The organism is Sphingobium indicum BiD32 (genome assembly GCF_000382885.1).
GTDB lineage: Bacteria > Pseudomonadota > Alphaproteobacteria > Sphingomonadales > Sphingomonadaceae > Sphingobium > Sphingobium japonicum_C.
In genome coordinates this window covers 1-23,826 of sequence record NZ_CAVK010000155.1, presented here as the reverse complement: position 1 = coordinate 23,826, position 23,826 = coordinate 1, and the positions used below count along the sequence as shown (strand labels likewise).

Genomic DNA, 23,826 nt, shown 5'->3' with positions numbered 1-23,826 from the left:
CCCATAGCGGTTATTGGCCTGTGGAGCAAGCGAAGGGGTCTGGCGGGGGCACGCCCAAGCGTCTATGCCCCGCGCCATGACTGACAACAGGCACAGAACCGTCGCCCTGCTGGTCGCCGCTGGTACCGGCAGCCGCGCGGGCGGGGACATTCCCAAGCAATTCCGCGTCGTTGGCGGCAAGGCGGTGATCGCCCATGCAGTGGACGCTCTGGCAGCGCATGAGGACATCGACGCGATCCATCTGGTGATCGGGGCTGGACAGGAGGCGCAGGTGCGCGCGCTGCTGGGCGGTCGCGTGGTGGCGGGAATGACGCAAGGCGCGGACAGTCGGCGCGGATCGGTGCGGGCTGGGCTGGAGGCGATTGCGGCGGCGGGCGGCGTTGACCGGGTGCTGATCCATGACGCGGCGCGGCCCTTTTTGCCCGGTGCAGTCGTTAATCGGTTGCTGGCGGCGCTGGACGATGCGCAGGGGGCGATCCCGGTGCTGCCGGTCGCTGATACGCTGGTGCGTGGCATGGGCGGAGCGATGGGCGATGGCGTGGCGCGCGACGATCTATTCCGGGTGCAGACGCCACAAGTCTTTCGCTTCGACACGATCCTTGCAGCCCATCGCGGCTGGGATGAAAGCCGCGAAGCCACCGACGACGCGCAGATCATGAAAGGCTGGGGCCATGACGTCACATTGGTCGCGGGCGACGAGGGGCTGGAAAAATTGACCTATAAGCAGGATTTTGCCCGTGCAGAGGCCCGGCTGGCCAGCGCCCGCACGGTGCGCGTCGGCATGGGCTATGACGTCCACCGCCTCGCCCCGGATGAGGAATTGTGGCTGGGCGGAGTGCTGGTGCCGCATGACCGCGGCCTGGCCGGGCATAGCGATGCGGACGTGGCGCTGCACGCCATCGTCGATGCGTTGCTGGGGGCGCTGGCGGAGGGGGATATTGGCAGTCACTTTCCACCATCCGACGCGCAGTGGCGCGGGGCTTCATCCGATCGCTTCCTGGCCTATGCGCGGGACCGGGTTGCGGCGCGCGGCGGCACGATCGACCATGTCGACCTGACCATCATCTGCGAAGCCCCCAGGATCGGCCCGCATCGCGACGCCATGCGCGCGCGGATCGCCGAGATACTCGACGTACCCGTCGAGCGGGTCAGTGTGAAAGCGACCACCACCGAGCGGCTGGGCTTTGCCGGGCGGCGCGAAGGTATTGCGGCACAAGCGGTTGCCACCCTCTCCCTTCCCGCGCTATCCTGATCCTATGCCAGACAGCATCCTCCCCACCATCCTGGTCGAACTTGCCGACCGGGTCATCATCGCCAACCGCCGCGCCGGGCGCACCATTGCCGTCGCCGAAAGCTGCACCGGGGGGCTGGTGTCCGCAGCGCTCACCGAAATCGCCGGTTCTTCCGACGTGTTCGAGGCCGGATTTGTTACCTATTCCAACGATATGAAGGCGGAACTTCTGAAAGTTTCGCATGATGTGCTGGAAACTTTCGGGGCGGTCTCCATCGCCACCGCCTGGGCGATGGCGCAGGGGGCATTGCTCAAAAGTCATGCCCATGTCGCCGTCGCCATCACCGGGATCGCCGGGCCGGGCGGCGGAACCGAGCAAAAGCCGGTCGGCACCGTCGTATTCGCCCGCGCCGAACGCGGGGCGAGTCCCGACAAGATCGTCGCGGACATGCGCTATTTCGACAATGATGGCCGGGGCGGCGTGCGGCTTCAGGCGGCGCTGTGTGCGCTGGAACTGCTGCTGCCCGATTCGCCTGGCGCATAAAGCTGGGCGGCGCGCGTCTCGAACGCGCCGATCATCTTGCGCAGCGCCTTGTCGAACATCTGCCCCGCCAGCATCTCGAACAGGCGGTTCTTGAACGCGAACTCGACCTCGAAATCGACCAGCACCCCGCCCTGCCCGTCATCGCGGAAGCGCCATTCATTGTGCAGATGCTTTAATGGCCCGTCGAGATAATCGACCCGGACATGGTCGGGCCGATGCTTGTGGACGCGCGAGGTGAAGCTTTCCTTGATCCCCTTGAACCCAACGATCATGTCGGCGACCATTTCGGTATCGCTGTCCGATCGGACCCGGATCGCACTGATCCAGGGGAGAAATTCGGGGTAGCGCGCGACATCCGCCACCAGGTCGAACATCTGCGTCGGGCTGTAGGGAAGATGGCGGGTCTCGTTATGCCGATGCATGGATTTACCGGGCGGCCTTGGCCAGCTTGGCTTCACGCGCGGCGCGCATTTCGGCAAAGTCCGCGCCCGCATGATAGCTTGACCGGGTGAGCGGGCTGGACGCAACCTGCAGGAAGCCCTTGGCCCGCGCGATCGCGGCATAGGCGTTGAACGCGGCCGGGGTGACGAACTCGATCACCTTGGCGTGCTTGGGCGTGGGCTGGAGATATTGGCCCATGGTCAGGAAATCGATGTCGGCCGATCGCATGTCGTCCATCACCTGATGCACTTCCAGCCGCTCCTCGCCCAGCCCCAGCATGATGCCCGACTTGGTGAAGATGGACGGGTCCAGCCGCTTGACCGACTCCAGCAGCCGCAACGAGGCATAATAGCGCGCGCCGGGGCGGATGGTCGGGTAGAGGCGTGGGACCGTCTCCAGATTATGATTATAGACGTCGGGCCGGGCCGTGACGATCATCTCGACCGCGCGTTCATGCTTGTTGCGGAAATCCGGCGTCAGAATTTCGATCGTCGTATTGGGTGTGGTGCGGCGCAGCGCCTCGATCACTTTCACAAATTGCGATGCGCCACCGTCGGGCAGATCGTCGCGATCGACCGAGGTGATGACGATATGTTCCAACCCCATTTCAGCACAGGCATCCGCCAGATTCTGCGGTTCGTTGACATCAACCTTGCGCGGCATCCCGGTCTTGACGTTGCAAAAGGCGCAGGCGCGCGTGCAGACGTCGCCCAGGATCATCACTGTGGCGTGCTTCTTGGTCCAGCATTCGCCGATATTCGGGCAGGCCGCTTCCTCGCAGACCGTGTTGAGCCCCTTGTCCCGCATCAGCTTGCGCGTTTCATGATAAGCCGGGCTGGTCGGCGCCTTGACGCGAATCCAGTCGGGTTTGCGCGTGCGCTCCGGCTTGGCAGGGTCACCGGGCATGGGGATCGGGGCGATGTCGTTCATCCGCCCCAGATAGCGATCCAGCGCCAGACTTGCCAGTCCCCATATGGCCATGCTTGCCAGCTTCCCCATTGTGCGGCACAGACCATGGCATGGCTGATTTTTCCAATATGATCGAAGGCTATCGCCGTTTCCGCCAGACCGGCTGGACCCAGCAGCGCGAGCGGTGGGACGAACTGAGCGAAGGGCAAAGCCCCAGGGTGATGATCATCGCCTGTTCGGACAGCCGGGTCGACCCCGCGCAGATTTTCGACACGAACCCCGGCGAGATTTTCGTCGTGCGCAATGTCGCCGCGCTGGTGCCGCCGTTTGAAACGACGCCGGGCCATCATGGCGTATCGGCCGCGCTGGAATTTGCCGTGCAGGTGCTCAAGGTCAGCGAAATCATCGTCATGGGCCATGGTAAATGCGGGGGTTGCAAGGCAGCGCTCAGTCATGATCTCAAGGATGCAGAACCTGGCGAAGGCGGTTTCATCCATAGCTGGATCGAGCTGCTGGACCCGGCGCGCGAAACGGTGATCGCCCGTTATGGCGACGATCGCAGCCGGGACGTCGAACGGGCGATGGAGCAGGAAAGCGTCAAGGTGAGTCTCGCCAACCTGCGCACATTCCCTTGCGTCCGGTCCAAGGAACGCAAGGGCGCGTTGAAACTGATCGGCGCTTTCTTTGCCATTTCCGACGGCCAACTGCATGTCATGGATGAGCAGAGCGGCATTTTCTCCCCCGCCTGAAAGGACATATCATGACGTCACTGGACGGGCCGAGCGGCAATATCGCCCTGCTGATCGATGCGGACAATGCGTCGGCGGCCCATTTCGATCCGGTGATGACGGTGCTGGCGGAGCTGGGCACGGTCAATATCCGCCGCGCCTATGGTAACTGGAGCAAGGCGACGCTCAAGAGCTGGGCCGCGCTGTCGATCGCGCAGGCGATCGAGCCGCAGCAGCAGTTCGACCTGACCAAGGGCAAGAACGCCACCGACATGAAGATGACGATCGACGCCATGGACCTGATGGCGAGCGGTCGGGTCAGCGGCTTTGGCCTGATGTCGAGCGACAGCGATTTCACCCCGCTGGTCACGCGCATCCGGCAACAGGGCATCCCGGTCTATGGTTTTGGTCGGATGAATTCGCCGGAGGGCTTCCGCCGCGCCTGCACCCGCTTCATCGACGTGGTGGCGCTGGCCGAAGCGCAGGAGCCGGTCGTCAGGAAGGTCGCCGCCCCGGCTCGCGCACCCAGGTCTGACGAAAGCAAAGCCGCGCCAGCGAAAGCCACTCCACCAGCATCCGCGCCTGCTCCAGCAACTGCCCCGGTCGTGAAGAAGGCTGTCGATGACGAGGTCATCAAGCTGCTGATCGACGCCTATGATTCGGTCAAACGCGACGAGCGCGGCTTTGTGCTGCTGGGGTCCGTGGGCCAGCTCGCCGGCAACCGCTCCAGCTTCGACGTACGCAATTATGGCTATAAGCGCCTGTCCGATCTCGTGCAGGCGATCCCCAACTTCATCACCGAATCGCGTGAAGGCGGACAGGTGTGGATCAAGCGGGTGAGCTGAGGCTCCATTTATCTCTCTCCCGCAATGGAGAGGGATAGGTGGCCTAACCCAAAAAAAAGGCCGATCCTGTGAAGGACCGGCCCGTAAAGTTTAGGAGAGGATGCCTGAAAGGCACTGCCCTCTTCAAATATTAGCGCTAATATCGCAAGTGCGAAAAACAGCCGGGCAGTTGCAATTTTTGCAACCGCCCGGCTGAAACGTCCAATCAGCGGGTCAGTTTCTTATAGGCCAGCCGCGTCGGACGATCGGCCGCGTCGCCCAGGCGACGGCGCTTATCTTCCTCATAAGCCTCAAAATTCCCCTCAAACCATTCGACATGGCTGTCGCCCTCGAAGGCGAGGATGTGGGTGGCGAGGCGATCGAGGAAGAAGCGGTCATGGCTGATGACCACGGCGCAGCCCGCGAAATTTTCGATCGCTTCTTCCAGCGCGCCCAGCGTTTCGACGTCCAGATCGTTGGTCGGTTCGTCGAGCAGCAGCACGTTGCCGCCCTTTTTCAGCATCTTGGCGATGTGGACGCGGTTGCGCTCACCGCCCGACAGCTTGCCGACATTCTTCTGCTGGTCCTGCCCCTTGAAGTTGAAGGCGCCGACATAGGCCCGCGTCGACATGTCATGGCCATTGACCTTCACATAATCGAGGCCGTCGGACACTTCCTCCCAGACATTCTTGCTGTCGTCCAGATGGTCGCGGCTCTGGTCGACAAAGCCCAGACGCACAGTCGTGCCGATGTCGATCTCGCCCGAATCGGGCTTTTCCTGGCCGGTGATCAGCTTGAACAAGGTCGATTTACCCGCGCCGTTCGGCCCGATCACACCGACAATGCCGCCCGGAGGAAGCAGGAAGGACAGATCCTCGAACAGCAGCTTGTCACCAAACGCCTTGGAAATGCCCTTGAACTCGATCACCTTGCCGCCCAGCCGCTCCGGCACCTGGATGACGATCTGCGCCTTGCCCGGCGAGCGGTTATTCTGGCCAGCGACCAGTTCCTCAAACTTCTTGATACGTGCCTTGGACTTGGTCTGGCGGCCCTTGGTGCCCTGCCGGATCCATTCCAGCTCGTCATTGATCGCCTTCTGGCGGCCCGAAGCCTCGCGGTCCTCCTGCTCCAGACGTTTGGCCTTCTTCTCCAGATAGGTGGAGTAATTGCCTTCATAGGGGAAATATTTGCCCCGATCGAGTTCCAGAATCCAGCCCACGACATTGTCGAGGAAATAGCGGTCATGGGTGATCATCAGCACCGCGCCCGCATATTCCTTCAGGTGATTTTCCAGCCAGGTGACGCTTTCCGCATCCAGATGGTTGGTCGGTTCGTCGAGCAGCAGGATGTCGGGCTTCTGGATCAGCAGGCGGGTCAGCGCAATGCGGCGCTTTTCACCGCCCGACAGATTTTCGACCGACCAGTCGGACGGCGGGCAGCGCAGCGCCTCCATCGCGATTTCCAGCTGGTTGTCGAGCGTCCAGCCATCGACCGCGTCGATCTGTTCCTGCAACGTCCCCATTTCCTCCATCAGCGCGTCGAAATCGACGTCCTCCGGCGGATCGGCCATGATGTTGCTGATCTCGTTGAAGCGGTCCATCTTGTCCGCGGTCTCGCGCGCGCCGTCCTTGACGTTTTCCAGCACCGTCTTGGTCGGGTCGAGTTGCGGCTCCTGCGCCAGATAGCCGACCGTGATATTCTCGCCCGGCCAGGCTTCACCGGTGAAATCGGTGTCGATGCCGGCCATGATCTTGATCAGGGTCGACTTGCCCGCACCGTTCGGCCCGACGATGCCGATCTTGGACCCGCGATAAAATTGCAGGTTGATGTTGCTCAGCACCGGCTTGGCAGCGCCGGGGAAGCTCTTGGTCATGCTCTTCATGACATAGGCATATTGCGAGGAGGCGGACATGTTCGGGCAGCTCCAACGGTAGGATAAGAGGATTTGGCGCGGAGTTAGCGGAGGCGGGGCGCATTGGCAAATGGGTGATGGCTCGCTACGCTCTCATCCATGCAGAAAATCCGATCGGGCACGCTTGCCGCCCTCCTCCTTGGCAGCCTCCTCACCCCCGTCCTGTCCCATGCCGCCCCGGCAGACAGCGCCGCGATTCGCGACGCTGCGCTCAGGGATGATGTTGCCTGGGATTTCACCGAAGGCCTGACTACCGAAGTCGGCCCGCGTCCGGCCGGCACGCCGCAGGAGGCGCGCGCGCGCGACTGGGCGGTGGCGAAGCTCAAGGCGCTGGGGTTCAGCAATGTGCGCGCCGAACCCTATACCATGCCGGTATGGGTGCGCGGCCGCGACGAAGCGAAAATCCTCTCCCCCTTCCCGCAAAATCTGGTGCTGGCGGCGCTCGGTAACAGCGGATCGACCCCGGACAAGGGGATCGAAGGCGACGTGGTCTATTTTCCGACCATCGCCGATCTGGAGGCTGCGCCCGCCGCCAGCGTGAAGGGCAAGATCGCCTTCGTCAGCCACGATATGGCAGCGACGCAGGACGGATCGTCCTACGGCTATTTCGGTGCCGCGCGGCGGCAGGGACCCAGCATCGCGTCGAAAAAGGGCGCGATCGCCATATTGATCCGATCGATCGGCACCGATCATCACCGTCTGCCCCATACCGGGGTGCAGATGTGGGCGGATGGCGTGACGCCGATTCCGGCCGCTGCGCTTTCGGTCCCCGATGCCGAGCAACTGGCCCGCGTTATCGCGCGCGGGCAGCCGGTGAAGCTGCACCTGACGCTGACCTCGAAAATGCTCAAGGACCAGCCGTCGGGCAATGTCATCGCGGAAATTCCGGGCAGCGATCCGGCGGCGGGCGTCGTGATCGCGGCCTGTCATCTCGACAGCTGGGACCAGGGCACCGGCGCGATCGACGATGCAACCGGCTGCGGCATCGCGGCGGCTGCGGCGTTGCAGGTGGCAAAGGCGGGCCAGCCCCGGCGCACCATCCGCGTGCTGATGGCTGGCGCAGAGGAGGTCGGCGGCGACGGCGCGCGGGCCTATTATAAGGCGCATGGTAGCGAGAAACATGCGCTGGCGATCGAATCGGACTTTGGCGCCGATCGCGTCTGGCGCGTCGATTTCAAACTGCCACAGGGGCATGACGCGCTCGCCACGCGCATTGCGGGAGCACTTGCGCCTTTGGGTATCGGTGCCAGCAAGCAGGAAGCGGGCGGCGGGGCCGACATTGCGCCGCTGGTGAAGGCTGGCGTGCCGGTGATCGACCTGCAACAGGATGGCACCCGCTATTTCGACCTGCATCACACGCCTGACGACACGCTGGACAAGGTCGATCCGGCGCAGCTGCGGCAGAATGTCGCCGCCTGGGCGGTAACGCTGAACCTCGTCGCCCACGCATCAGAAACATTGGGCGTTAACTGAACTTTTATAGTAGACAACGCCCTGTCGCGTGATTCCTTCGTTTCACCGGCGCAGAAAAGCATTGATTTGTGCAACGCACACGTTAATGCGGGTCGCTCGCGTAGGGTCACATCGTAACGTGCCTGACGCGGCATAATGCTATGGGAGCCGTACACAATGAAGAAGATCGCTGCTGTTTTCGCTTCGGCCAGCCTGATGGCCCTCGCCGCTTGCGGTGAGACGCCGGCCAACGAAACCGCGAACGCTTCGAACGCCGTCGTGGAAAACGTTGTTGAAAACGCCGTGAACGCTGCTGAAAATGCAACGAACGCTGCTGACAACGCCGCGAACGCTGCGAACAACGCTGCGAACGCGATGTAATCTTCGCATTAGCGAGATTTCCGAAGGGCGGGCCGTACCCACGGCCCGCCCTTTTTGTTTGTGCCAAGCGGATCGGTCCCATCGGGAACATCTCCGCCCGCCCATGGGTTGATTTCCTGACGCCGCAGGAGAAAATATCATGGGCAAAGGTCTGTTATTATGGCTGATTGGCGGGCCGATCCCTATCATTCTGCTACTTTGGCTATTCTTTCACTGATCGCCGATTGACGGGACGCGCGATAGGCCGCTAAGGCGCGAGGCGTCGGGGAGTAGCGCAGTCTGGTAGCGCGCCTGCTTTGGGAGCAGGATGTCGCAGGTTCGAATCCTGTCTCCCCGACCACTTCACAAAAATCGCTAATGAAAATCGCGTGATCCGGGCAATATCCGCACGTTGCGCGGATGGCCGTGGCTGCGCAGGCGTGACATGACGGGATGGACAGCCTTGTCGCCCGGCCCCGCCTCGATCAGCGTGGCATGATCCTCCGACAGGCGATCCAGTTCGGCGGTCCGATCCACGATGCGATCCGCCATCAGGTGCAGCACATCGACCGGACCTTCGCGGACTCGTTGCACCACACCATGCGCCTCCATCAGCCGCGCCGCCATCAGCGGCAGGCGATAGCGATCCAGCATCCTGGCCCAGAGCAGGATGTTGACGATGCCGGTCTCATCCTCCAGCGTGGCGAAGATGGCATTGCCCTTGCCGGGACGCTGCCGCACCAGCACCACGCCCGCCACCTTCGCCCGCACACCATTTTTCACGCCGCTCACCTGCTCGCTGGTCAACAGCCCCTCAGCGCGAAAAACCGGGCGCAGGAAGGTCATCGGATGCTGTTTGAGCGACAGCCGGGTCAGTTGATAATCGGCCGCCACCGCTTCGGACAAGGGCATGGGCGGCAGGGCGGCATCGGCTTCCTCACCCAGTTCGCGCGCACGGGCGGCGGCGAACAGCGGTAACTCGCCCGACGGCATCCGCCGCACGTCCCAGGCCGCGTCGCGCCGCGCCCGCCCGATCGAGCGGCAGGCGTCGGCATCGGCCAGCAGATGCAGCGCGCGGGCGGGCAGCCGCACCCGTTGCCCCAATTCCTCGATCGACGCGAAGGGACCGGACGTCGCGCGATCCGCCGCGATCGCCTCCCCCCACGCCTCACGGAACCCATCAATCTGGCGAAAGCCCAGCCGCAGCGCGAACGCCCCGTCCTGCCGGTGGCGCGGGACGATGTCGCCCCAACGGCGATTGGCCGGAGTCCAGCGCTTGCCCGCATCAGGATCATCCACCGCAATCGGCTCCAGCCCATTGTCCCACCCGCTGGCATTGACGTCGATACCGCGCACCATGACGCCATGTTCGATCGCGTCGCGCACGATCTGCGCAGGGGCATAGAAGCCCATCGGCTGCGCATTGAGCAGCGCCGCGGCAAACACGGCAGGCTGGTAGCATTTCAGCCAGGCCGACACATAGACCAGCCGGGCAAAGGAAATGGCATGGCTTTCGGGGAAGCCATAGCTGCCAAAGCCCTTGATCTGGTCGTAGCAGCGTTGGGCAAAGGCGCGTTCATAGCCGCGCGCCACCATGCCGCCGATCATCTTTTCCTCAAATTCGCCGATCGTGCCGACATTGCGGAAGGTCGCCATCGCCCGGCGCAGCTTGTTGGCCTCCCCAGACGTGAAGCTGGCGGCGGTGATCGCCAGCTTCATCGCCTGTTCCTGAAACAGCGGTACGCCATAGGTGTGGCCCAGCACATGATGCAATTCGTCGGCAGGATGCGGGGGCGCTGGCGAAGGGAAGCGCCAGGAGGGCGGCTTTCCATCGCGGGCTTCGGCCCGGCGGGCGAGATAGGGGTGGACCATGTCCCCCTCGATCGGGCCGGGCCGCACGATCGCCACCTGCACCGCCAGATCATAGAAAGTGCGCGGGCGCAGGCGGGGCAGCATGTTGATCTGGGCGCGGCTTTCCACCTGGAACACGCCCACGCTGTCGCCCCGGCACAGCATGTCATAGACCGGCACTTCTTCCCCCGGCACCGACGCCAGCGTCATGTCGCCCAGGCGATGATCGCGCATCAGCGCAAACCCCTTGCGGATGCAACTGAGCATCCCCAGCGCCAGCACATCCACCTTCATCAGGCCCAGCGCGTCGATATCATCCTTGTCCCACTCCAGAAATGTGCGATCCGCCATCGCCGCATGGTGGATCGGCACCGTCTCATCCAGCCGGTCCTGCGTCAGCACAAAACCACCGACATGCTGCGACAGATGGCGCGGGAAGGTCAGCAGCCGGTCGACCAGTTCCTTCAGTTGCATGACCAGCGGATTGCCCACGTCCAGCCCGGCGTCGCGAAAGCGCCGTTCCTCCATGCCGCTGGCGTGGCTGCCCCACACGGTGCTGCCGATCCGCGCGGTCACATCTTCCGACAGGCCCAGCACCTTGCCGACCTCCCGCACCGTGCTGCGCGGGCGATAATGGATGACGGTCGCGGCGATGGCGGCGCGCTCGCGGCCATAGCGGGCGTAGATATGCTGGATCACCTCCTCGCGCCGCTCATGCTCGAAATCGACGTCGATGTCGGGCGGCTCGTCGCGATCCTCCGAAATGAAGCGGGAAAAGAGCAGATTATGTTTGGTCGGGTCGACCGAGGTGATGCCCAGATAATAGCAGACCGCCGAATTGGCCGCTGATCCCCGCCCCTGGCACAGGATCGGCGGGTCGAGGCTGCGGGCAAACTGCACCGCTTCATAGACGGTCAGGAAATAACAGGCGTAATTGCGTGTGCGGATCAGCGCGAATTCCTCCGCCAGCATCGCATGAACCTTGTCCGGCACGCCATCGGGATAGGCTTCACCCGCCAGACGCAGCACTTCATGCTCCAGCCAGTCCTGCGCCTCCCATCCTTCCGGCACCGGTTCATGCGGATATTCATATTTGAGGTCGGACAGATCGAACGCGATCCGGTCCAGCACGTCGCGCCACGCGCCCACCGCCTGCGGCCAGTCGCGGAACAGCCGCGCCATTTCGCGCGCGGGCTTCAGGTGCCGCTCGGCATTGGCCTCCAGCCGCCGCCCCGCCTCGCGCAGGGTCACGCCCTGTCGAATACAGGTAACGACATCGTGCAACGGGCGATCCTGCGCCACCGCATAGAGCGCGTCACAGGTCGCAAGCAGCGGCAGGCCGAGCCGCAGCGCCATCGCCGCCAGCCGGGCGAGGCGGCGGCGGTCCGGCCCGACGCGCGGCATCGTAACGCCGATCCACAACCCGTCCGGCACCAGTTGGGCCAGCCTCGCCAGCAGCGCTTCGTCCGCCTCGCCAGCCATGACGATCAGGACCATGTCCTGCGCATGCTCGATCAGGTCGGAAAGGCGCAGGTCGCAATCGCCCTTTTGCACCATGCTTTTGAGATTACCGACGCTCAGCAGCCGGGTCAGCCGCCCCCAGCCATGGCGGTTGATGGGGTAGGCGATGATGTCCGGCGTCCCGTCGGCAAAACAGAGGCGCGCGCCGGTGACGAGACGGAAAGCCTGCGCCAGCGGCAGCGCCTGCGCCGCAAGATGGCGGCGTTCTGTGGCCGACTGCACGGTTTCGCCAGTGCGGATGCCCTGATCCTCAGCATCCTCCGCCAGCATCTTGCGCACCGATTTGAGCGCGCTCCACGCCCGCACCACCCCGGCTACCGTATTGCGATCGGCAATGCCGATGCCCGCATGGCCCAGCGCCAGCGCCTGCGCCACCATATCGGCCGGATGCGATGCGCCACGCAGGAAGCTATAATTGGTCGCCGCCACCAGTTCGGCAAAATCCGGCGCGGGCGATGGCGGTTCCGGTCGCCGCGCCCGCAGCGCCGCATCCAGAGCGATGGGTCGACGCCCCTCCTCCTCCGGTCCCGGATCACGCCCCCGGCTCATGCGAACAGGCCGTGCATGTACCAGCGCGGCATTGGCTTGTCCGGCTCGAAGAAGCCCAGCCGGAAAATCCAGAAACGACGGCCGCGCCGGTCCTCCACCCGGTAATAGTCACGGATATGGTCGGGCGCATCGCCCAGCAGATAGCGGATATCGACCTCACCCGGATCGCTGCCGGGCCGGGGCAGTTCGATCGACACGGGTCGCCTGCGCCACCATTCCCCGGCGATCCGCTCCGGCCCCTCGAACCGGGCGACTTCGTGCAACGCCCGCCGCCAGCGGAAACGGCGGGGCGGACCATCGGGGACTTCGGCGCCCAGCACCTCGATCGGCTGGGGCGGATCGAACAGATGGATGGGGCGCAGCGGCGGCTCCCCCGATTGCGGCGTTGCCCACAGGTCGGATGGCGGCGCATCGAGCGCAGGCAGCGCAAATTCCGCCTGTTCGGGCATATGACTGTCGTGCGCGCCAAAGCGGCGGACGCGGTTGCGCCCCAGCCGGGTGCTCAGCCGCTCGACCAGCGCAGTCACCGCCGCCTCGCCGGTCGCGCCGCCCTCCAGCCGCAATTGCGATGCGCCCAGCGGCTCGGTCAACGGCACATTCAGGCGCAGCAGGTCGAAGCCGAAGCCGGGGTCGATCGGATCGTTGAGACTGTCGATCCGTTCCCGGATCAACCGCATCAGCGCAGGCACGTCGCGCATCGGCGCGCCGGTTTCCACGGTCAGGCGGCGCACCAGCCCGTCACTGCGGAAAAACAGCGCCTCGAACCGGCGGCCGCCATGGCCTCTCTGCTCCAATATCTCTGCCGCCTCGCCCGCCAGTTCAGCCAGGATCGTCATCATGGTTTCGGTGCGCGCGACCGGTTCGGCAAAGCGCCGCTCGACGCCCAGCGGCGGGACGACCCGGCGCGGGGTCAGGGCGCTGTCGGCCTCCCCCACGATCCGGCGGATCGCCATCACCGCCGAAGCACCAAAGCGGGCGGCGATGGACGACATCGGCCGACGCGCGACATCGCCAATGCTTTTCAGCCCCGCCCGGCGCAGCGCCAGCGTAGCCTCCTCGTCCAGTTCCAGCGCCGCGACGGGCAGACGGCGGATCGCGCTATCCTCGTCGCAGGCGGCTCCTGCAACATAGCGGGCCAGCGCCCGCGCGCCCTCCGGCGTTCCGGCAAAGGCCAGCCGCACCGCCACGCCCAGCCGCGCCAGCCGCCGTTCCAGATCAGCCGCCAGCCCCGCCTCCCCGCCAAAGAGATGATCGCATCCGCTGGTGTCGAGGATCAGCCCGTCGGGCGGATCTAGCGCCACCGTGGGCGTATAACGGGTGCAGCCATCGGCCAGCCGCTCCAGCCAGTCCTGATCCTCATGCGGAACATGGTCGAACAGGTCGAGGTCCGGCACGCGGGCGCGGGCGTCCGCCATCGACAGGCCGGGCGACAGGCCCAGCGCCGCGGCGGCCTCATCCACCGCCGCCAGCCGCAACGCGCCGCGTATCTTTTCGACAAAGGCGCGGGGGCGCTCATCCTGCCCGGCGCACAAATGGGGCCGGGTCAGGCGCAACCGCTCCGCCGGGAGCCAAGGGAAGAACAGGGCGAGATAGCGGCGGTGCCGGGCGCTCGACGTCGCGACCGTCAAGCCCTCCTCCTGCCCCGGATATTCCATCAATGCCTCGTCCATCGGGACGTCTGAAACATAGTCGGTCACGGTCCCACTCCATGCGCCATGGCCCGGCCGGTGGACCGGCGCGGCGACGCAACAATTCGATTTGAAACAAGGATGCGCCCGGCGCGTCCGCCTCCAGCGCGATCGAGGGTGAAGCACTGACCCGCCAGCGCGTATCGGCGGCGCTGGGCGCGGCATCGGCGGCGATCCGCAGCAGGAACAGGGTGACGCCCGATGCTTCGGCGGCCAGCATCAGGCGGCGGCTGGCGGTCAGGTCCAGCCCGCGCATCGGCCCACAGCTTTCCACCAGCACCGCGCCCAGCCCGGCACAGCGCGCCGCCTCTGCCGCTGCATGGAGCATGGCGGCGTCATCAGGGGCCAGCACCAGCAGCATATTGGCGGGGTCGATCCCCAGTTCGACCAGCCCGGTGGCGTGCACCTTTCCGACCCGCTTCTGCATCGCTTCGGTGCGCAGCCACAGAAAGGGCCGCCCTTCACCCGCGCGCAGACTGAACAGGGCGGCGACACCCGCGCCGCTGCTGGCATCCTCCGCATCGGCGAAGATTTCGTGCAGCCGCCCGCGCGCCAGCCCACCGCCCAGCGCCGTATCGACCCCGTCATGCCCCAGCGCGAACAGCGCAGCGGGCGTGGTTGCGCGGCGTGGCTCCAGCTGTTGCAGGCTCTCCCTCAACCGGGCAAGAACAGGAGACGAATCGCGCATATGTTCACTATATGTTCTATCGTTCCTTTGCGCCAGTCGTCAGAACAGGGCGTGCGCAAGATACCATCCCGGTATCGCCGCCAGCGCCAGAAACGTGCCGAGCGGCACCCGCGCCGTCGCTTCTTTGGCGCGGCCAGTGGCCAGCATGACGCCCAGCCCGGCCAGCGCCGCGATCAGCAGGATGAAGGGCAAGGCCTGCCACCCAAACCACGCCCCAAGCGCGCCGAGCAGCTTCGCGTCGCCCAGCCCCAGCCCCTCCCGCCCGCGTACCGCGCGATAGGCGAGCGCAATCGCCAGCAGGCTGCCATAGCCCAGCGCCGCGCCGATGATCCGGTCAAGCAGCACCACATCGGTCGCCCACAGGCCCAGCGTCAGCCCCAGAAAAGTGAGCGGCAGCGTCAGCGCATCGGGCAACCAATAATGCCGCCAGTCCAGTACCGCCAGCGTCAGCAGCAGCCAGCCGAGCAATGCCCAGCCGATCCCGCCCAGATCGGGCATCGCGCCGATCGCCAGCGCGCCGATGACCGCGCAGCCCAGTTCAACCCGCCCATGCAGCGGATCAATCGCCGCGCCGCAAGTCCGGCAACGGCCATGCTGGAACAGGGCGCTGAGCAAGGGGATCAGATCAAGCGGCGTCAGCGTGCGGCCACAGCCATCGCAGGCCGACCGGCCCCGCGTCACACCCCGCCCCTGCGGCCAGCGCAGGATCAAAGTAGCAAGGAAACTGCCGATAATCGCACCGACCACCCCGCCCAACAGCGTCGCCAGTGTCTGGGTCACAACGTGCCTTCGACCTTCAGCAATTGCGCATTGCCAACGGTCGCAAAGCCCGCCTGCCCCAGCGATGACGCCAGCGCGGGATCTGCGGTCTCGACCCGCATGGTCGCGCTGTAGCGACCCGACCGCCAGATGCGCAGCGTGATCGTCTCCATGCCCGACTGGCTGGCAAGCGGCAGCAACAAAGCATCGCCATCGCACGCCACTGCGCCCGAAAAGCCCTGTGACAGGTTCAGCCCCGGAAACTGCCCGGCCATCCGTGCCCGCACCCGCCCCTCCGCATGGCCGCATCTGTCGCCGGTAAAATAGGCCGACACATCCTCCATCTGGAGGCTGGCGATCGGCAGCGGCGCAAAAGTGCGGCCCAGCGGCACCGCGCCGCTCACATCGTCCACGCCGATCCGACCAAACCCAACGGTCAATGCGCCTGCAATATCGTCAGCCAGACCTTTCGTCCGGGCGATGTCGAACCGCGCCCGGCCCGTCAGCAACGCCACCGGGGAAAGGCCCGCGCGCACGCTGCCCATCGGCATGTCGCCCAGCATCAGCTGATCGATCCGCCCGCTCCACACCGTACCGCGCACATCGCGCGCAGCCACGCCCAGCCGCTCCAGCCCGGCCAGCCCCAGCGCGACCCGCATCGGCAGGAAGATGAACAGGCCAAATAGAACGACCAGCAACAGCGCGGTCCGCATCCGGCGCGAAAGGACCAGCCCCATCATTGCCCCGTTCCCCGCACAAGCACCGCCTGCACCGACAGGCTGCCCGCGGTTGGCGCAGGTCGCGCGCTCATCGTATCGACCCGCACCCCCTGTGCCTCCAGCGTCGCCAGCCAGGAAAAGAGCGCCACCGGCCGGATCGATGCGATGGCGATTTCCATCCGGTCCTGCCCTTGCGCCTGCGCCCGTTCCAGCGTCAGGCCCGCTTCGCCCGCACCCTGCCCGACCAGCTGGTCGAGCGGCGCGGCCGGGCCAGCTTCCGCCCCACGGGGCAGCGCCTTCAATTGCCGAACAGCGGCGCGCACCGCCGCGTTACGGTCTGTTGCTTCCAGCAGCGTGTCGCGCGCCGAACGCTGCGCCCGGTCGAGCGGCATCGCCACCCCGAACCACAGGATCACAACCGCCAGCAACGCGAACATCACGCCCAGCATCACCCGTTCGCGCGGTGAGCGTTCCCCCCAGAGTGCCCGCATCCGTTCCATCATGACCGCACCGTAATTTCTGCCAGCGTCCGTCCGCCCGGCTCCTGCGCGGGGGTCGCCGTGATGGTGAAACCCGCCGCCTGAAGCGCGAGCAACACGACATTGATGTCATCCGCCTTCGCGGCCGCCAGCGTGGCGCGCAGCATCCCGTCCGGGTCGCGCGACAGGCTGGTCAGCGCAACACCCGGCGCATCCTGCATCGCCGCCATCAGCGCCGCCACCGGCGCGGTAAAGGCCCGCCCACCAGCACCCCGTGCGGCGAGTTGCTGCTCCATGGCGCCAAGTGCCTGCGCCGCATCGCTGGCACCGGGGACGACCTGCTGCGCCAGCGCCAGGCTCTCCGCGTCGAGGCGGCTGGCTTCGCGATGGCTTTTGAGGATGCCGACCAGCGCGATCAGCAGCGCCGTGAGCAGGATCAGCCCGCTCCACAACGCCACCCGTTTGAGCGCACGCTGATCGACCTGACGCCGCACACGCTTGGCGAAATCACCCTGCCGCAGGTCGATCGGCGGAGCGTCGAGCGCCGCAATCGCAAGCCCCTCGATCACGCCCTGCGACACATCGGCCACCGGCGCGTCGCCGATCAGGGCAGGCAAGGCCATATCGCCGGTCAGCGCCATGTCGCTGCCACGCAATACCGACACGCCACCAATCACGCCGCGCGCAAAGCCCGTCTCCGGCTCCGGCAGCAACAAGGGCGCAGGCACGATGCTATCGGGGTCCAGCCCATGATGCTGCGCCCAGAGCAGCCAGTGCTGCATATCGCTGCGCGCCGCCAACGCCACAATATGGGGTTGCGCCGGGTCATCCTGCGCATCGGTCACCGCGAACAGCTGATCGGCAGGCACTATGCCCTCCGCCAGCGCCGCCAGCCGCGCTGCCGCCCGCGCCTGCCGCACCGGCAGGTCCGGATACGCCGTCCAGTGCAGCGCCACCAGCGCGGCAGGCGGCACCAGCATCACCCGCGCCGCATCGGGCATGGCCGTAATGCCGCACGCCGCCAGCCAGTTCGCGCCCTCGCCTGACTGCACCGGCGCGCCATCGACCACCCGCATCCAGTGCGGCGGCGCGTCCGCCGCTTCGGGCAGAAAGACGATCAGGGCGTCGCGCGCGCTCATGCCCCCGCGCCCCAGCTGCGCCGCACCACCATCGCCGGGCTTTCCCGCGCGTCGATCAGCGACCGCTCCACCAGCTGCGTTCCCCCGACAGTCACCGCCACGTCCACTCCGAAAAACCCCGTCGTCAATTTGACCTGCTCGGCCACCTCGGTCATCGGCGACAGGCCGGCGAGCGAGGGCAAGGCCCAGAATTGTACCGTGCTGCCGTAGCCGTCCATGGGCCGCTGCGCCAGCAATTGCCGCGCTTGCGCAACGCTCAATTGCCCCGGCAGCAGCATCGCGAACAGCGGCGCCTGCTGCGGCAGCAACGTATTGATATTGATCGGCGACAGATCCGTGACCGGCAGCGCGCAGATCCAAGGCCGCACCGTCGCATAGATAGCAGGCGTGATCCCGTTCACCGCGCGCAATTCGCTGGCGTCCACCATCAGCCGATTGGCGGCGCGATAGGGCCGCTGCATCTGCGCATAGACTGCATCCTCCGCCCCGCCCGGCTGCGGATCGCCATCGCTGTCGATCCAGTCGGCCAACCCCGCCGCCGCCGACTGCGCCGCGCGCGCATCGACGCCCAGCGCCACCAGCAGCGCCTGAAATTGCGATACGCCGATGGGCCGCACCTTCAGGCTGGCCTCGCTCTCGCCGCTCACCACGCTGTTGAGGTTGAAGCAATTGCCGCCATCGGTGACCCGCGCCGTCGCCATGCCGCCGGGCACCGGAATGCTCTGGGGCGCACCCAGCCAGCCGCCCGCCAGCGTGATCTTCGCCGGATTGGCCGCGACCAGATCGCCGATCCGCAACCGCGCAACCGCCGTGCCTGCGTCGGCATAAGCGCGCGCCTGATCGATCGCGCCGCCATTGCCGGTCATGCGCGTGGCCAGCGCCACCCGCTCCAGCGCTGTCGCGGCGACGACCGCCATCACCGCCACCAGCAGTAGCACGGTGAGCAGCGCCGCGCCGCGCTCATTGGGCTTGCCCCGATCAGGCACCGGATGCGCCTTGGACGATCGGCTTTTCCGCCGGGCCGGGCGCAACCAGGAAACGCAGGGTGACGGGCGACTCCCCGGTGCGGGTAAGCGTCATCTCCACTGCGCGGGGCAGCAGGTCGGGCTGGGTCGGGGTCCAGTCGTCGCGCCATTTGCCCTCCGCATCGCGGAATTTGAGGACCACAGCCTCGACATTCTCCAGCAACGCCGCCGGTTCTTCCCCCGCCGCGCCATCCAGTTGCGCATAGGTCCGCCGCTCCAGCCGCCCCTGTCGCACCCAATATTCGACCTTTTGCAAAGAAGGCCTTGGCAGGTCGCCCAGATTGTCCCAGCCGCCCCGCACAAACTGCATCACCGGCTGATTCTCGCCGTCATGATGCGCCCAGAAGGCTGGCGCCAGCGTGCCGCTTTCGGTGCGGGTGATGCGCGGCACCGCCTGCCCCAGATCGCCCGCCAGCGCCCCGCCCGCGCGCTGCACCGCCGCCATGTCATCCAGCCGCGCCTTGACCTGCGCCTGCGCCGATACGCTGTTGCCCAGCAGCAGGACGCCCGCGCTGGCCAGCATCGCGAAGATCATGAGCGCAACGAGCAATTCGATAAGGGTGAAGCCGCGTTCACCCTTGATCTTTTCACCTTCACATCCGTTCGTTTCGAGCGTGTCGAGAAACGTCTGGCACAGTGCTGGCCGTTTCTCGACTTCGCTCGAAACGAACGGATGTCGGTTGGGGCGGATCGCCATCACTCCACCACCCGCACAAAACTCAGCACCACCGGCGACGCGCCGGGCTGGCCATCGACGGTCAGGTCGACCTGCAACAGGCGCTGGTCGTCGGTAGGCTTGACGGTCCGGCTCCAGTGCCAGCGCCGTCCGCCATTTTCGACGTCGCCATCCTCCTCACCGACAGAAGGCGGAACGGGGTCGCTCTGCACATCGACCATCAGGTTGCGCGCGACAATCTGGCCCAGCGCCTTGCTGTCCAGATCAGCCGCGGTGCGCAGCGTCACCCCCTGCAACCGCACCAGCGCCAGCGCCGCCAGACTGAACACCGCCAGCGCGACCAGCATTTCCAACAAGGTGAAGCCCTGTTGGGCGGAACGCATCAAAGGCGTGAAGTCGCGCTCAACGTTTCCGTCACCCCGGACTTGATCCGGGGTCCAGGGCGCAAAGCGCTGCCGTCTGTCGCCCTGGATGCCGGGTCCGGCCCGGCATGACGGTGGAGGGGATGGCAGATTATCCACCGACCATGACCTTCCCCGCCATGTCCACGCGCACCGACACCCGTTCGCCCTCACGCGCCAGCGTCACCGTCAGCGGATCGGTGGGCAAGCCGGTGCCGTCGAAGGCGATCTGCTGCCGCCCATCCTTGCCCACCAGCGCGCGGGTGCCGCTTTTCCAGTTGGCGGTGACGAAGGGCTTGTCCTCCAGCGCCACCCATTGCCCGCCATCGCGGCGCTGGAAGCCATAGCCGGACGCCGATACCCAAAGGCCCATCGGCGCGGCCGTCACGACCGCTTCGTCGCGCGCGGCGGCGACGCGCGCGGCAAAGCGGTCGGCATCCTCGATCACGCGCCCGCGCGGATCGGGAATGGCCATGACGACGGCAGCCGAAATGAAGCCGATGATCGTCAGCACGACCATCAGTTCAAGCAGCGTAAATCCTGCATCGGACGCGGGATCAGAGTTCGCTGGAATAGATATCCGCATTTTCACTCTCGCCGCCCGGCTGGCCATCCGCGCCCAGCGAACTAATGTCGAACGCGCCCTTGCGCCCCGGCACGGTATAGACATAGGCGCGACCCCACGGATCGTCGGGGAGCTTCTTGATATAGCCGCCACGCCGGTAGCGTTGCGGCTGCGCCAGCGATGCGGGCGGGTTAAGCAGCGCCTGCAACCCGTCCGACCCGGCTGGATAGGCCAGATTGTCGAGCCGATATTGCTCCAGCGCCTGTTCGATGGTCGAAATGTCCGCCTTTGCCTTCTCCACCCGCGCAGTGTCGGTGGCGGGGATGACGTTAATCGCCACGATCGTCGCCAGCAGGCCGATGATGACGATGACGACCATCAGTTCGACCAGGGTAAAGCCATGCTCAGCGGAACGCCTGACGGAACAGAATCCCTCTTCCCCGTTCGTCCTGAGCCTGTCGAAGGACTGCTTTTTTCTTCTAAAGAAGGGCAGGGCTTCGACAAGCTCAGCCCGAACGGTTTTTAGTGTAACCATATTCAACTCCTAAGCCCCGGTCAGGCTTTGCAGCTGCAAGATCGGCAGCAGGATGGACAGGATGATGACGGCGACGATCGCGCCCATCATGATGATGATGATCGGTTCCAGCATGGCGAGCGCGGTGGAGGTGAAGGCGTCAAACTCGCGTTCCAGATATTCCGCCGCCCGTTCCAGCATCGTGTCGAGCCGCCCCGCGCTCTCCCCGCTGGCCGCCAGATAGACCAGCAAGGGCGGGAATACCCCCGCCCGCCGGAGCGCTGCCGACAGGCTGCCGCCGCCACGAATAGCCTCCACAATATCGTCCGAAGCGCGCCGCAGCACCCGGTTATGGACGGTGTTGGCGGTCAGCGTCAGCCCCTCCAGCAGGGGCAGGCGGCTTGCCACCATTGTGGACAGGGTGCGCGCCATCCGCGCCGCGTGCAGATCGCGGATCAGCTTGCCCAGCACCGGCAGGCCCAGCAACATCGCGTCGAAGCGATAATGGAACCCCTCATTCTTCATCGCGCGCCAGAAGCCGACGCCAGCCAGCCCGATCAGGATCAGCAGCAGCCACCACCAGCCCGCCAGAAAGGCAGACAGCCCCATCACCATCCGCGTCAGCAGCGGCAATTCCTGCCCGACCGTATCGAATTGCTCGACCACCTTGGGCACGACGAAGATCATCAGCGCCGCGACCACCAGCACCGCAAAGCTGGCCAGCACCGACGGATAGGCGATCGCGGTCAGCACCTTGGACCGCATCAGCGCCTGCCGTTCCATCAGGTCTGACAGTCGCTCCATGATCGCGGGCAGGCTGCCCGAACTTTCGCCAGCGGAGATCATCGCGCGATAGAGCGGCGGAAAGCTTTTCGGCTCCGCGCCCAACGCATCGGCCAGCCGCCGCCCTTCCATCACGCCGCCATGCACTTTGCCGACAATGAGCCGAACATGCTCCTGCTCGCTCTGCCGCCCGATGGTGCGCAGCGACTCCTCCAGCGGACTCACCTGTGTCAGCGTCGCCAGTTGCCGGGTGAACAGGGTCAGTTCCTTGGGGCTGAGGCGCGGGGTGCGCTGTGCCAGACCCGTCCGTTTACGCGCGACCTCGACCGCGCCGGCACTGAGTTCGACAATGAACAGCTTGCGCGCGTCGAGCTTGGCCCGCGCATCGTCCAGCGTATCGGCCTTCAGCGCGCCTTTTCGCTCCTTGCCCGCCGGGTCGATCGCGACATAGTCAAATTCAGCCATCGGCAATGGTTTCCGCGTCCACGCTGTCGCGCCGCGACACGCGGATGGCTTCCTCCGCCGTGGTCTGCCCGTCGCGCACCAAAGCCCGCGCTGCCGATCCCAGATTGGGGGCGTTGAGGAAAGCATGGCGCGCGATCAGCGATTCATCGCCACCATCATTGATGAGGCGGCGGATCGTGTCGTCTACCCGGATCGCCTCGAACACGCCGATCCGGCCCTTGTAACCGGTGCCGCCACATTCGCCGCAACCCTTGGCGCGATAGATGATCGTGCCGGGGTCGAAACCCAGCAGCGCGCTGGCCGACTTGTCCGCCTGCACCGGTTCGCGGCAATGCTGGCACAACCGCCGTACCAGTCGCTGGGCGATGACCGCGCGCAGGGTGGAGGCGAGCAGGAACGGCTCGACCCGCATGTCGCGCATCCGGGTGATCGCCCCGACCGCGTCATTGGTGTGGACGGTCGACAGCACCAGATGCCCGGTCAGCGACGCCTGCACCGCAATTTCCGCGGTCTCGCGATCACGGATTTCGCCGACCATCACCACATCGGGGTCCTGCCGCAGGATCGCGCGCAGCCCGGCCGCGAAGGTCAGGCCGACCTTGGCATTCACCTGCGTCTGGCCCACGCCCTCCATCGCATATTCGACCGGGTCCTCGACCGTCAGGATATTGCGGCTGCCATCATTGAGCTGGCGCAGGCCCGCATAGAGCGTCGTCGTCTTGCCTGAACCGGTCGGCCCGGTAACCAGGATGATGCCATTGGGTTCGCTCAACCCTTCCCGGAAAATCCGGTCCGGCACCCCGTTCATGCCCAGCAGGTCGAGCGTGATCCCGGCATTTTCCTTGTCCAGGATACGCAGCACCACCCGCTCGCCCGCCCGGCTCGGCAGGGTCGATACACGCACGTCGAGCAGTTTGCCGCCCAGCGTCAGGCCGATACGCCCATCCTGCGGCACGCGCCGTTCGGCAATGTCGAGCCGCGCCATCACCTTGACGCGGCTGACCACGACCGGCGCGACATGGGGCGGCATCCGCAGCGTTTCGCGCAGCACCCCGTCGATCCGCATCCGCACGACCAGGCCGGTTTCATAGGGTTCGATATGGATGTCCGACACGCCCTGCCGCGCGGCTTCGGCGATGATGCCGTTGATCAGGCGGATGGCGGGCGCATCGTCGGCGCTGTCGAGCAGATCGTCGGCGGTCGGTATGTCGGCCGCCAGCATGTCCAGCTCGTCCGCGCCCATGTCGATCGACCCGGCCATGGCCGCCGCGCTGCCATCCATCGCATAATGGTTGGACAGATGCCGGTCGAACTCGGCCGGATCGACGAAGCTGACGTCGAAACTGCGCGCCAGATGGCGGCGGACTTCCAGCAATATGCGCGGATCGCTTCCTTCACGGATCGCGATGGCCAGGCGTTCGCCCTCCTGCGGGAGCAAGACCACGCCATGCTTGCGGGCGAAGCTGTAGGGAATGTCGATGGCGCGTTCAGGGACAGTTGATTGAAGATCAGAAACGACTTCACTCATACCAACCCCCGTTCGGGCTGAGCTTGTCGAAGCCCAGCCCTTTCTTGAGCAGCAGAAGGACGGCCCCCTTCGACT

The 23,826-nt window shown here is 65.7% G+C and carries 23 protein-coding genes and 1 tRNA gene; 7 read left to right on the top strand and 17 right to left on the bottom strand.

Translation table 11 applies throughout. The annotated features are described in order from the left end of the window. Positions 1 to 64 precede the first annotated feature (64 nt). Both EBBID32_RS16060 and EBBID32_RS16055 read left to right on the top strand, forming a co-directional pair. On the top strand, positions 65 to 1,252 hold the full coding sequence (locus EBBID32_RS16060; protein ID WP_006960532.1) for a bifunctional 2-C-methyl-D-erythritol 4-phosphate cytidylyltransferase/2-C-methyl-D-erythritol 2,4-cyclodiphosphate synthase: 1,188 nt from the start codon (positions 65 to 67) through the stop codon (positions 1,250 to 1,252). A gap of 4 nt (positions 1,253 to 1,256) precedes the next feature. Beyond that, entirely contained in the window at positions 1,257 to 1,775 is a 519-nt protein-coding gene (locus EBBID32_RS16055; protein WP_006960530.1) for a CinA family protein, read from the top strand. Here the strand turns inward: EBBID32_RS16055 and EBBID32_RS16050 are convergent. After that, a complete protein-coding gene (locus EBBID32_RS16050; RefSeq protein WP_037491201.1) occupies positions 1,721 to 2,197 on the bottom strand; it encodes a type II toxin-antitoxin system RatA family toxin in 477 nt (158 codons plus the stop codon). The two genes, EBBID32_RS16055 and EBBID32_RS16050, sit on opposite strands and share 55 nt — an antisense overlap. A 4-nt stretch (positions 2,198 to 2,201) precedes the next feature. Next, positions 2,202 to 3,197, bottom strand: coding sequence for a lipoyl synthase (lipA, locus tag EBBID32_RS16045; protein WP_006960529.1), 996 nt, complete (start codon positions 3,195 to 3,197; stop codon positions 2,202 to 2,204). Positions 3,198 to 3,235: 38 nt separating this feature from the next. On the opposite strand from lipA, the gene EBBID32_RS16040 reads away from it, so the two are divergent. Continuing rightward, a complete protein-coding gene (locus EBBID32_RS16040) occupies positions 3,236 to 3,874 on the top strand; it encodes a carbonic anhydrase (protein ID WP_006960527.1) in 639 nt (212 codons plus the stop codon). Positions 3,875 to 3,885: 11 nt separating this feature from the next. Continuing rightward, a complete protein-coding gene (locus tag EBBID32_RS16035) occupies positions 3,886 to 4,698 on the top strand; it encodes an NYN domain-containing protein (protein ID WP_006960526.1) in 813 nt (270 codons plus the stop codon). A 205-nt stretch (positions 4,699 to 4,903) separates the two neighbouring features. Here the strand turns inward: EBBID32_RS16035 and ettA are convergent, their stop codons facing one another. Beyond that, positions 4,904 to 6,589, bottom strand: a complete 1,686-nt coding sequence (ettA, locus tag EBBID32_RS16030) for an energy-dependent translational throttle protein EttA (protein ID WP_006960524.1) — start codon at positions 6,587 to 6,589, stop codon at positions 4,904 to 4,906. 99 nt (positions 6,590 to 6,688) lie between these two features. On the opposite strand from ettA, the gene EBBID32_RS16025 reads away from it, so the two are divergent. The 3 genes from EBBID32_RS16025 to EBBID32_RS16015 all read left to right on the top strand — a co-directional run bounded on the left by EBBID32_RS16025 (position 6,689) and on the right by EBBID32_RS16015 (position 8,762). Further along, positions 6,689 to 8,062, top strand: a complete 1,374-nt coding sequence (locus EBBID32_RS16025) for a M20/M25/M40 family metallo-hydrolase (protein WP_006960522.1) — start codon at positions 6,689 to 6,691, stop codon at positions 8,060 to 8,062. Positions 8,063 to 8,218: 156 nt separating this feature from the next. Then, a complete protein-coding gene (locus tag EBBID32_RS16020; RefSeq protein WP_006960520.1) occupies positions 8,219 to 8,422 on the top strand; it encodes a hypothetical protein in 204 nt (67 codons plus the stop codon). Between the two features lie 263 nt (positions 8,423 to 8,685). Further along, a tRNA-Pro gene (locus tag EBBID32_RS16015) sits at positions 8,686 to 8,762 on the top strand. 14 nt (positions 8,763 to 8,776) lie between these two features. Here EBBID32_RS16015 and EBBID32_RS16010 read toward each other — a convergent pair. The 14 genes from EBBID32_RS16010 to gspE all read right to left on the bottom strand — a co-directional run bounded on the left by EBBID32_RS16010 (position 8,777) and on the right by gspE (position 23,751). Further along, the gene (locus tag EBBID32_RS16010; RefSeq protein ID WP_006960518.1) at positions 8,777 to 12,322 is read right to left on the bottom strand and encodes an error-prone DNA polymerase; all 3,546 of its coding nucleotides are present in this window, start codon (positions 12,320 to 12,322) and stop codon (positions 8,777 to 8,779) included. Beyond that, positions 12,319 to 13,875, bottom strand: coding sequence for a Y-family DNA polymerase (locus EBBID32_RS16005; RefSeq protein ID WP_006960516.1), 1,557 nt, complete (start codon positions 13,873 to 13,875; stop codon positions 12,319 to 12,321). The genes EBBID32_RS16010 and EBBID32_RS16005 overlap by 4 nt, the downstream gene beginning before the upstream one ends. Next, positions 13,835 to 14,698, bottom strand: a complete 864-nt coding sequence (locus EBBID32_RS16000) for an ImuA family protein (RefSeq protein WP_006960514.1) — start codon at positions 14,696 to 14,698, stop codon at positions 13,835 to 13,837. The genes EBBID32_RS16005 and EBBID32_RS16000 overlap by 41 nt, the downstream gene beginning before the upstream one ends. 39 nt (positions 14,699 to 14,737) lie before the next feature. Next, positions 14,738 to 15,478 (bottom strand): prepilin peptidase, encoded by a 741-nt coding sequence (locus EBBID32_RS15995; protein WP_006960513.1) that lies wholly within the window; start codon positions 15,476 to 15,478, stop codon positions 14,738 to 14,740. Continuing rightward, complete coding sequence (locus tag EBBID32_RS15990) at positions 15,475 to 16,197, bottom strand: type II secretion system protein N (RefSeq protein ID WP_006960512.1); 723 nt, start codon at positions 16,195 to 16,197, stop codon at positions 15,475 to 15,477. The genes EBBID32_RS15995 and EBBID32_RS15990 overlap by 4 nt, the downstream gene beginning before the upstream one ends. After that, entirely contained in the window at positions 16,194 to 16,679 is a 486-nt protein-coding gene (gene gspM / locus EBBID32_RS15985) for a type II secretion system protein GspM (RefSeq protein WP_006960510.1), read from the bottom strand. The genes EBBID32_RS15990 and gspM overlap by 4 nt, the downstream gene beginning before the upstream one ends. Next, on the bottom strand, positions 16,676 to 17,794 hold the full coding sequence (gspL, locus tag EBBID32_RS15980) for a type II secretion system protein GspL (RefSeq protein ID WP_006960508.1): 1,119 nt from the start codon (positions 17,792 to 17,794) through the stop codon (positions 16,676 to 16,678). Before gspL ends, gspM begins: the two co-directional genes overlap by 4 nt. Beyond that, positions 17,791 to 18,780, bottom strand: a complete 990-nt coding sequence (gene gspK, locus EBBID32_RS15975; RefSeq protein ID WP_006960506.1) for a type II secretion system minor pseudopilin GspK — start codon at positions 18,778 to 18,780, stop codon at positions 17,791 to 17,793. The genes gspL and gspK overlap by 4 nt, the downstream gene beginning before the upstream one ends. Beyond that, complete coding sequence (gspJ, locus tag EBBID32_RS15970; RefSeq protein ID WP_006960504.1) at positions 18,773 to 19,516, bottom strand: type II secretion system minor pseudopilin GspJ; 744 nt, start codon at positions 19,514 to 19,516, stop codon at positions 18,773 to 18,775. Before gspJ ends, gspK begins: the two co-directional genes overlap by 8 nt. Continuing rightward, positions 19,516 to 19,878 carry a type II secretion system minor pseudopilin GspI gene (gene gspI / locus EBBID32_RS15965; protein WP_006960502.1) on the bottom strand — a complete coding sequence of 121 codons (363 nt, stop codon included), beginning with the start codon at positions 19,876 to 19,878 and terminating at the stop codon, positions 19,516 to 19,518. Before gspI ends, gspJ begins: the two co-directional genes overlap by 1 nt. A 130-nt stretch (positions 19,879 to 20,008) precedes the next feature. Next, on the bottom strand, positions 20,009 to 20,482 hold the full coding sequence (locus EBBID32_RS15960; protein ID WP_051093361.1) for a GspH/FimT family pseudopilin: 474 nt from the start codon (positions 20,480 to 20,482) through the stop codon (positions 20,009 to 20,011). Continuing rightward, the gene (gene gspG / locus EBBID32_RS15955) at positions 20,454 to 20,996 is read right to left on the bottom strand and encodes a type II secretion system major pseudopilin GspG (protein ID WP_006960497.1); all 543 of its coding nucleotides are present in this window, start codon (positions 20,994 to 20,996) and stop codon (positions 20,454 to 20,456) included. The genes EBBID32_RS15960 and gspG overlap by 29 nt, the downstream gene beginning before the upstream one ends. 9 nt (positions 20,997 to 21,005) lie before the next feature. Beyond that, positions 21,006 to 22,223 carry a type II secretion system inner membrane protein GspF gene (gspF, locus tag EBBID32_RS15950; RefSeq protein ID WP_006960495.1) on the bottom strand — a complete coding sequence of 406 codons (1,218 nt, stop codon included), beginning with the start codon at positions 22,221 to 22,223 and terminating at the stop codon, positions 21,006 to 21,008. Then, positions 22,216 to 23,751, bottom strand: coding sequence for a type II secretion system ATPase GspE (gene gspE, locus EBBID32_RS15945; protein ID WP_006960493.1), 1,536 nt, complete (start codon positions 23,749 to 23,751; stop codon positions 22,216 to 22,218). Before gspE ends, gspF begins: the two co-directional genes overlap by 8 nt. Positions 23,752 to 23,826: the final 75 nt, after the last annotated feature.